Here is a 5,088-nt window from a genome sequence, read left to right as displayed (position 1 = left end):
ATCGCGACGACGGTTGTTGTGCTGTTGATTGCACAATTGGTCAAGGGCGCAAAGCGAACCAGGATGCTACTGGAGATGGCCGTTCTGTTTTGTGAAAGGGACAACCTGTCCGATCACGATACATTGTGCCGTATCGCGAGTTCGGCCTACCAGCCGGACACTGCATAGTTGAACGTTATGACTCTGTCATCCGACACTCCACTATCTGACATTCCATCTGGTTGGTCGTACAACCCGTCCACATGGTCGGAGCGCGTATGGATCGTGGGAGTAGCCGTAATCGGGCTGGTTGTTTCCGCATATCTGGCTTTGTATCAAATAGGCGTGGTGAAAGAGGTATGGGAACCTTGGTTCGGGTCGGGAAGCCAAACCGTATTGAATTCGTTCCTTTCTCACCTTCTTCCCGTCCCCGACGCAGCGCTTGGAGCCGCAGCCTATGCGTTGGATGCCGTGACCGGCGTGATCGGGGGACAGGCGCGATGGCGGACCATGCCTTGGATGGTCATTGTGTTCGGATTCGCCGTCGGCCCGTTAGGCCTGATCAGCGTCTTCTTGGTTATCTCCCAGCCTGTGTTGTTGCAGGCCTGGTGTACGCTGTGCCTTTCTTCAGCGCTCATCTCATTGATCATGATCGGGCCGGCAATGGACGAGGTCTTGGCGAGTCTGCAGTTTCTTCGGCGTTCCCATGAGCAGAACCGATCGGTGTGGAATACGTTCTGGCATGGTGGAGCCATGGAAGAGGATGACGCCTTGCCCATGAAACCCGCTTCGCAGCGAGGCCCTCAGCTTCGCCGTGAGACGAGCGAACCGCGTGCGGGTGCGAGACCGGAACATTCCGCCGAACCGGCCTCCACAAACGGCAGGAATGTTCTATGGGGAGGAACGTGGAACCACCTGCTCGTCATAGCACTTGGTGTCTGGCTCATGGCTGCGCCGGATGTGATGCGGTACGAAGGACCGGAGCGGGTCATCGGTCATATCGTCGGCCCGCTGGTGGTGAGCATGGCCATCATGGCCATGGCTGAAGTCACTCGTTCCGTTCGATGGGTCAATGTCGCTCTCGGCCTTTGGTTGATGCTGGCTCCGGTGCTGCTGGCGTACGAGCCTCTGCACATCGGCGCGCGCAGCGCGTTGATCGGCGGAGCGATCCTCTTACTGTCCCTCGCCAAGGAACCCGAACGAGAGCGGACAGGAGGCGGCTGGCGCCGTGTATGGACGACACCATTGCATCCTTCCAATACTGGGACACATGAGCAATGGAAGAAGGCCGGATAGCAGCTTTTAAAATCCTGTGGAGATAGGTGACCTCCGATGTACATGCTCATTGCCGGCATTCTGTTGTTCACGCTGATCATCGTGGGATTGTATGCCGCCGGCTGGTTCGACACGCCATATTTGAATGCGTTTCGGTTTGCATTTTATCTGCTCTTGATCCTGCTCGTTCTCACGGTGGGATTCGCGATCGTGGGGCATCAGTACGAGGGATACGATCCGACCGCGCGGGTACCGTGATCGTCGAGCGTAGAAGAACCAGGAGACAAAGAAATGGGGAACCGCATGAACCCGAATCATAATGGGAAAGGAAAATCCGAAGTCGTCGTCGTGACAGGCGCCTCAGCCGGGGTCGGCAGAGCCATCGCCAAGGAGTTCGCAACGCACGGCGCCTCCGTTGTCCTTTTGGCCCGCAGCCGAGATGGGCTGGAAGGGGCCAGGCACGATGTCGAACGCCTCGGTGGCCGGGCTCTGCCCATCCTGACGGACGTCTCCGACGACTTGCAGGTCGAAGCGGCGGCGGATCGAGCGGAACAAGAGTTCGGACCGATCGATATGTGGATCAACAACGCCATGGTGTCCGTCTTGTCCCCCGCGCTCCAGATGACCGCGGCGGACTATCGCAGGGTGACCGACGTGACGTATCTGGGATACGTCTATGGAACCTTGGCTGCCTTGCGTCGCATGGTCCCGCGTGACCGCGGCGTCGTCGTGCAAATCGGCTCGGCCTTGGCCTACCGAGCCATACCCCTACAATCCGCCTATTGCGGCGCCAAACACGCCATTCAGGGGTTCACGGAAGCGCTGCGGTCCGAACTCATTCATGACAATAGTAACGTCCAACTGTCGATCGTTCAATTACCGGCGGTCAATACACCGCAATTCTCCTGGATCAAGACCCGGATGCCGCGGCATCCCCAGCCGGTTCCGCCGATCTTTCAGCCGGAAGTGATCGCACGGTACGTATACTGGATCGCCCATCACCCTCGGCGCGAGTTCACGATAGGCCTCTCCGCGGCGCGAGCCATCATCGGCGACAAGTTCTTTCCAGGATTGTTGGACCACTTGTTAGCGTACATGGGATACGGAGCTCAGCAAACAAAGGAGTCGGTGGATCCCCGGCGCGCGAACAATCTCTACGATCCCTTGCCTGGTGACTATGGCGCAAGAGGACAGTTCGACGACCGCTCCGCTGACTACAGCGTGCAGGCCTGGGCCAATCGCCACCGCAGTTGGTTGGCGCTAGGCCTCAGTCTCGCGGCTTTATCTTCACTCTATCTGACGGCCAGGAGGTCGGCATGACAACCACGACTGCCTTTCGATTCTTGATCCTCGTGATTCCGTTCACATGGGTGATCCTGCGCCTGATGCCGGCGGAGCAACACAGCTACGGCCATGTGCATCTCGTCTCATCGCAAGCGCAAGAGCCGGCGCGTCAACAGAAACAGGATCGCATCGCGGGCATGACCGATCGTGAAAAAGAAGCATTCGACAAATTCGTGAAACACGAGTCACGTTTCAAGGACCATTATCAGTCGCACTTTTCGACATCGCATTATGACTATAACCAATATCGTCCGGCCTACCAACACGGGTTTGAACTGGGCCTTGACCCGCGCTATCGGAAGATGGACTGGAGCCGCGTCGAACCGGAGGCACGCCGAACCTGGGACGAAAGTACGATGGGACTCTGGAGTCAGTACAAGGATGCCGTCCGCTATGGATGGGAACAAGGCGTCACGCTGGAACGGGGATAAGCGAGGATGGATACCTGACACGCGCTGTCGAGGATATCTCATCCGGCGGTCGATGGAGCGCGATCCGAACGCATAATTTGTAAAAAAGAACTCGTGATATGGACCCGAGCATACATGATTTGGGGTTCCCCATTTGGCTGAGGATCAATCACTTTATCAATCTCTTCTGCATCTTCTTTCTCATACGAAGCGGTCTTCAGATTCTCGCCGATCATCCAAAACTCTACTGGAATGACCATTGTCGGCCGGGAAGCGAGTGGGTGAAATTCGGGAAGAAAAAGATGCCGACGAATCGGTTATTTACTTCACTGGACGAGGCGGAGGACGTATCCCCTGTCTTTGCGATTCCGGGAGGGCACCACAATCTTGGAGCCGGCCGTAATTGGCATTTTTTGATCGTACCGCTTTGGATTCTGAACGGCCTCTGCTATGTGGGACTGTTGTTCGCGACCGGACAATGGCGGCGGCTCATCCCAACGAGCTGGTCGATTTTCCCCGAGGCGTGGGACAGCATTCTGACATTCGCGAGCCTCAATGCGCCGCCGGAATCCTCGTTTCATCCATATGATCCCCTCCAGCAGCTCGTGTACGCCTCCGTCGTCTTTATCCTCGGTCCATTGATGATCCTCACGGGACTCGCGCAGTCGCCCGCATTGATTGCCCGATACCCATGGTACGTCGATCTTTTCGGCGGGAGACAGGGCGCAAGGAGCCTCCATTTTATCGGGCTGATGCTCTTGGTTCTCTATGTCCTGATCCATCTCATCATGGTGATTCTCGTGCACTTTCCGCAGAACATCGGGCACATGTTGGTGATGTTCGGTCCTCATGATGCCTCTTCAGTCTTGACCTTTGTCGCCGCTTCCTCGGCACTTCTCGCTGTGATCGGATTTCACATTGCCGCGACGTTATACACGCGCCGGCATCAGCGCGGTTTCCAAGAGCATGCCGCGAAGGTCGTCGAGCCGCTCATGCGCTTCTTCTTCCGCAAGCTGGAGTCTCGTCAACATTTCGACCGACGGAATGTTTCAGCCATGCACCATGTCAACGGTTATCCGCCCGTGAACGGCGATTATCGTCGCATGGCCCAAACTGGATTTCACGACTGGCGCTTGCGCATCGGTGGACTCGTCGAACGGCCGATGGAACTATCGTTGAGCGATCTCCATCGGATGCCCAAACGCGAACAAACGGTCAGGCATAACTGCATTCAAGGGTGGACCGGCATCGCCACCTGGGCCGGCGTAGAAGTTCGCGAGGTCTTGTGGCGCTGCCGTCCTAAGTTGGAGGCCAAGTGGGTCGTGTTCCATGCGTTCGTCCAGGACGAATATGCACCTGATCATTACTATGAAGTCCTCAAGTTGGACGAGGTTCAGGACCCGCAAACAATTCTGGCGTATGAGATGAACGGATGTCCGTTACCCCTTGAGCACGGCGCGCCCTGTCGTCTACGTGTGGAGACGAAGGTCGGGTACAAAATGGTGAAGTATCTGACACACATCGACGTGGTGACCTCATTGGACGAGGTTGAATTGGGCTATGGAGGATACCGAGAAGACCATCAGTTTTACGAGAAGGTGGCATCGATTTGATGGCAACGTCGTTCTTCCACGAAGAAACTCTTCCTACCGACGACAACGCCGTCGTGGAGCTCGTGCGTTATTACTATGACGACATCTCGGCCGAAGTCCTGACGCGCTCGTTTCGTCTTTTTCCCGAGACAGCGGGAAGAGAATTCATCGATAATGACCGCATTCCGCTCGCCGATCTGCGCGCAGACCTCAAGGTTGTGTTGATCCGGTTTCTTTACCATCGCAACGACGAAAAGTGAGTTCGCCTCATGGCGCTCTTTCTTCTCATCTTGATCATCATTCCGATCCTTTGGCTGCTGGGATTGCTCTATTATTTGCTTTCCTGGATTGATTCAGACAAAGAGCGGTCTTATGTCTCCAAGTGACCCACCTCATCGACTGGTCTCACCTTTTCCTATTCGCCACAAACCAAATTTTTTCCGAGATCTAACCTGGGAAACTCCTAGTGCCAAGCCACAGGCTTACAA

Annotated in this window: 6 protein-coding genes; all 6 read left to right on the top strand. The window is 56.1% G+C overall.

The features are described 5' to 3' along the window. The first annotated feature begins 264 nt into the window (after positions 1-264). The 6 genes from ACOSYY_RS02850 to ACOSYY_RS02825 all read left to right on the top strand — a co-directional run bounded on the left by ACOSYY_RS02850 (position 265) and on the right by ACOSYY_RS02825 (position 4,860). Positions 265-1,275, top strand: coding sequence for a vitamin K epoxide reductase family protein (locus tag ACOSYY_RS02850; RefSeq protein WP_421660760.1), 1,011 nt, complete (start codon positions 265-267; stop codon positions 1,273-1,275). 36 nt (positions 1,276-1,311) lie between these two features. Next, on the top strand, positions 1,312-1,512 hold the full coding sequence (locus ACOSYY_RS02845) for a hypothetical protein (RefSeq protein ID WP_421660759.1): 201 nt from the start codon (positions 1,312-1,314) through the stop codon (positions 1,510-1,512). 33 nt (positions 1,513-1,545) lie between these two features. Then, positions 1,546-2,574, top strand: coding sequence for an SDR family oxidoreductase (locus tag ACOSYY_RS02840; protein WP_421660758.1), 1,029 nt, complete (start codon positions 1,546-1,548; stop codon positions 2,572-2,574). Then, positions 2,571-3,029, top strand: coding sequence for a hypothetical protein (locus tag ACOSYY_RS02835; RefSeq protein ID WP_421660757.1), 459 nt, complete (start codon positions 2,571-2,573; stop codon positions 3,027-3,029). Before ACOSYY_RS02840 ends, ACOSYY_RS02835 begins: the two co-directional genes overlap by 4 nt. Before the next feature lie 98 nt (positions 3,030-3,127). Next, positions 3,128-4,621, top strand: a complete 1,494-nt coding sequence (locus ACOSYY_RS02830) for a molybdopterin-dependent oxidoreductase (protein ID WP_421660756.1) — start codon at positions 3,128-3,130, stop codon at positions 4,619-4,621. Then, entirely contained in the window at positions 4,621-4,860 is a 240-nt protein-coding gene (locus tag ACOSYY_RS02825; RefSeq protein ID WP_421660755.1) for a hypothetical protein, read from the top strand. The genes ACOSYY_RS02830 and ACOSYY_RS02825 overlap by 1 nt, the downstream gene beginning before the upstream one ends. The last annotated feature ends 228 nt before the right edge of the window (positions 4,861-5,088 follow it).

Source organism: Nitrospira sp. BLG_2 (assembly GCF_049222245.1).
This window is presented reverse-complemented; position numbering and strand designations above follow the sequence as displayed.